The sequence below is a fragment of the Monashia sp. HAY1-2A genome (assembly GCF_056755315.1).
Window position 1 is genome coordinate 1 of the sequence record NZ_JBNDHY010000242.1, and the last position, 3,953, is coordinate 3,953.

The 3,953-nt window shown below is 75.8% G+C and carries 3 protein-coding genes; all 3 read right to left on the minus strand.

All coding sequences use genetic code 11. The features are described from left to right. Positions 1-339, minus strand: a 339-nt coding sequence (locus tag ACPYOM_RS21170) for a nucleotidyltransferase family protein (RefSeq protein ID WP_481347464.1), incomplete at its 3' end; no start/stop codon positions are given. Between the two features lie 46 nt (positions 340-385). Next, complete coding sequence (locus tag ACPYOM_RS21175; RefSeq protein WP_481347465.1) at positions 386-2,344, minus strand: ABC transporter substrate-binding protein; 1,959 nt, start codon at positions 2,342-2,344, stop codon at positions 386-388. 219 nt (positions 2,345-2,563) lie between these two features. After that, positions 2,564-3,769, minus strand: a complete 1,206-nt coding sequence (locus ACPYOM_RS21180) for a Gfo/Idh/MocA family protein (protein ID WP_481347466.1) — start codon at positions 3,767-3,769, stop codon at positions 2,564-2,566. Positions 3,770-3,953: the final 184 nt, after the last annotated feature.

Below are 3,953 nucleotides of genomic sequence, written 5' to 3' on the forward strand. Positions count from 1 at the left end.
GACGAGGACCGCGTCGACGACGCCGGCGCCCTCGTGCGCGGCGCGCGCGAGGCCGGTGAGCCCGGCCCGAAGCGAGGCCCCCATGCCCTCGTCCCAGTCGGGGCAGCGGACGACGTCGACGTCGTGGCCGAGCCTGCCGACGAGGACGGCCACCTCGTCGGCCGCGGCGCCGACGACCACCGTGACGCCCGAGCAGCCGCCCGCGAGGAGCACCTCGACGCCCCGCTCGACGAGCGTCGGCTCGTCGGGCGTGCGGCGCACGAGCGCCTTGGGGCCGCCCATGCGGCGGCCGGCGCCGGCCGCGAGGAGCAGGCCGCGCACGTGCGGGACGGTGCTCATGCCCCGACGCTACGGGACGCGTGCCAGCGACGGGTGCCGTGACGCGTCAGGAGATGGCCGCGAGGTCGACGGTCCACACCGGGTTGGCCGGGACCCGGTGCACGCGCGGCCCGGTCGCCACGTGCGTCATCGGCTGCAGGAGCGGCACGAACGGCCCCCGCTCGTTCATCGCGACCTGCCAGGCTGCGTAGGCGCCCGGGCGGTCGTCACCGACGGACTCGCGCGCCGCCTCGGTCAGCCCGTCGACGAGGGCGTCCTGGCCGCGCTGCCAGCCGGCGCGCAGGCCGACGAGCTCGCCCGGGGCGAAGGCGAGGTAGCTCTCCGGGTCCGGGTAGTCGGGGTTCCAGCTCCACAGGCCGAACGCGCTGCGGCCCGACCGGTAGGCGGTGAGGGCGCTCGACGAGGGCTTGGGGTCGAGGACGACGCGGATGCCGACCTCGGCGAGCTGGTCCCGGACCTGCGCCGCGATGGTGCTGCGCTGGATGCCCGCGATCGGCACGTCGACGGCATAGGTGAGCGGGACCGGCTCGCCGCGGTAGCCCGAGCGACGCAGCGCTGCACGGGCGCCCGCGAGGTCGCGAGGTGCGGCGGTGCGGACGGCGGTCGGCGGCGGGAAGGCACCCGTCCGACCCGGGACAGGCGTGCCGGTGCCACCGGTGTGACCCGTGTCGCCGGTGCCGGGCGCCGACGGCGTCGCCCCGGGCGGGGCGGGGGTGCCGGTCGGGGTGGAGTCGCCCGTGTGCGTCGGAGCGGGAGGCACCGTCGGGACGGCGCCGTCCTCGAGCGAGCCGACGATGCCCGAGGGCACGAGGCCGGCGGCCGGGTGGGCGTCGCCCGCGGCCCGGGCCAGGGCGTCGACGTCGAGACCCTTGCGCACCGCCTCGACGAAGGACGGGTCGGCGGTCCACCGGTTGACGCGCGGGTTGCGCGAGAGCGAGAGGAAGGCGAGCGTCGAGGACTTCGACGCGGTGACGGCGACGGGACGGGGCGCGTCGCCCGTCGTCCCGTTCGTCGTCGTGCCCGTCGTCGTGCCCGTCGCCGTGCCCGTCGCCGCGTCCGGCCCCGGCGCCGCCGTGCCCGACGCGGGCGCGGTGCCGGTGGCCGGTGTGCCGCCCGTGGAGGTGGACGTGGAGGTGGCGGTCGCCGCGGCCGTCAGGGCCGCGGCCTGCGCCGGTGAGAGGTCGAGGGCGACGTCCGCGCGTCCGGACCGGACGTCCCCGACCTGGTCCCGGGGCGCGACGTCGCGCAGCACGACCTCGGAGAAGGCAGGGGGCGCGCCGGTCCACACGGGGTTCGCCGCGAGCGTGACCCGGCCCGACGTGGCCGAGGTGAGCACGTAGGGACCGGAGCCGGCCGAGTGCCCCGACAGGTAGCGGGCCGCGGTGTCGCCGGGGCCGATGGCGCCGCCGTTGGCCTTGACCGCCGCCGAGTTGAGGATGCCGAACGCCGGGTTGGCCAGGATCGCCGGCAGCGCGAAGTTCGACCGCGGCGAGCTGAGCGTGAAGGTGCGGTCGTCGACCTTGACGATGTTGACGGTGCCGAGGATGGCCGACGCCGTGCCGCCGAGGCCCTGCGCGCGCTGGAGGGTGAAGACGACGTCGTCGGTGGTCACCGGGGTGCCGTCGGAGAACACGAGGCCCCGGCGCAGGCGCATGGTCAGCCACCGGCCCTCGGGCGAGAGGGTGTACTCGGCGATGCCCGGGACGACCTTCGTCGGGTCGGTGCGGTCGAGGTCGGTCAGGGTCTGGTAGACCGCCTTCGACACGAGCAGGCCGCTGCGGTCGAACTGGCGCGTCGGGTCCAGGGTCGCGTGGTCGAAGACGGTGTCGACGACGAGGGGTTCCCGGGTCGTCTCCGTCGGGGCGGGCGCCGTGGCCCGCGACGTGACGGCGGTGCCGGTTGCCGTCGGGCCGGCGCCCGGCGTGGCATCGGTGCAGGCGGACGCGAGCAGCGCGACGAGCCCGGCGACAGCGACCGCTGCGTGGCGGGCGACGCGTCGAGGCACGGGGGTTCCTTCGCTGCTCGAGGGGCCGACCCGTACGGGGACCGGCGAGTCGGTGGACGGTGCCGGCCCGGCCGCCGCGCCTGCCGGACGACGCCCGGTACTGTGCGGCGCAGTCTATCCGGCCCCGCCCACGGCCACCGTCGACGTCTGCACCGGGCGGCGGACGGACCGGTACGCACCCGGTCCGCTCAGGGCGGCGCCCGGCGAGGGTGACGGGCCTCAGGCCTGCCCGGTCGCGAACCACCCCGCGACGTCCGCGTCGAGGCACGGCACGTCGACGGCCCCGCCACCCGAGCGCAGCGACGCCGTCGCGCACACCGCGGCCGCCACGGCCTCGCGCGCGGCGACCGGTGAGGTCATCGTCGGACCGCCCTCGCGGGCGAACCGGACGAACTCGGCCACGAGCAGCGGGTCGGCGCCGCCGTGCCCGGTCGCGTCGGCCGGCGGGATCTCGATCACCTCGTCGGCGTCCTCGCGGTAGGTGTCGGTGCGCCGGGTCCACACCTTGACGCGCGCGCCGGGGCCGTCGCCGAAGTTCTCGAGGCGGCCCCTCGTGCCGATGACCGTGTAGTTGCGCCAGTAGTCGGGCGTGAAGTGGCACTGCTGGTAGCTGGCGAGCACGCCGCCGTCGAGGACGAGGTTGGCCATCGAGATGTCCTCGACGTCGACGACGGGGTGCAGCTCGCGCTGAGCGGTGGGTGGCCAGCTCTCGAGCGAGTACCAGTCCGCCATCCGCCGGTCGGAGTTGTCGCGCCGGTCGGTGATGACACCGTAGACGGCGAGGTCACCCACGGCCGCGACGCGTCGGGTGTAGGCCCCGGCGAGCCAGTGGATGACGTCGATGTCGTGGGCGCCCTTCTGCAGGAGCAGGCCCGTCGTGCGGGTGCGGTCGGCGTGCCAGTCCTTGAAGTAGTAGTCGCCGCCGGCCGAGACGAAGTGGCGGCACCAGACCGCCTTGACGGCCCCGATCGTGCCGGCCTCGACGACCTCGCGCATGGCCCGGACCACCGGCAGGTGACGCATGTTGTGCCCGACGTAGAGGCGGGTGCGGCTGCGCGCGGCGGCCGCGAGGATGCGGTCGGCGTCCTCGACGGTCGTCGCGAGCGGCTTCTCGACGAAGGTCGGCAGCCCCGCCTCGAGGGTGCGCACGGCGTGGTCCGCGTGGAGGTGGTCCGGCGTGAGGACGAGGACGGCGTCGACGTCGGGCCGCACCTGCGGCGAGAGCAGCTCGTCGAGGCTGTCGACGAGGCGGACTCCCTCGACGCGCTCGGCGGCGTCGCGGCGTCCGCGCTCGGCCGTGTCGCACACGACGGTGACGCGGCTGCCCTCGCCGGGGCGGTGGGCGTACCGGACGAGGCTGGCACGCAGGCCGAAGCCGATGACGGCGAGCCGCAGGTCCGGGCCGGACGTCATCGGTTCCGTCATCGGGTGGGCCGCCTTTCGGGGGGCTCGGGCGTGGTGCGCGTTGGTGATCGGCTCCAGATGGTGGCGAGCATAATCCGTCACGGACTGTCCGCCGCGGCGGATCGTCGGAGCGCGCGATCCAGGGTTCCCGCGCGCCAAAGTTTGCGCGCCGGACCGACGTTTCGCGCGCTTCGTTCAGCAGCGC

Bases quoted from the DNA above. Each gene is read 5' to 3' on its own strand.
- ACPYOM_RS21180 (WP_481347466.1), bottom strand. From the start codon at position 3,769: ATGACGGAACCGATGACGTCCGGCCCGGACCTGCGGCTCGCCGTCATC.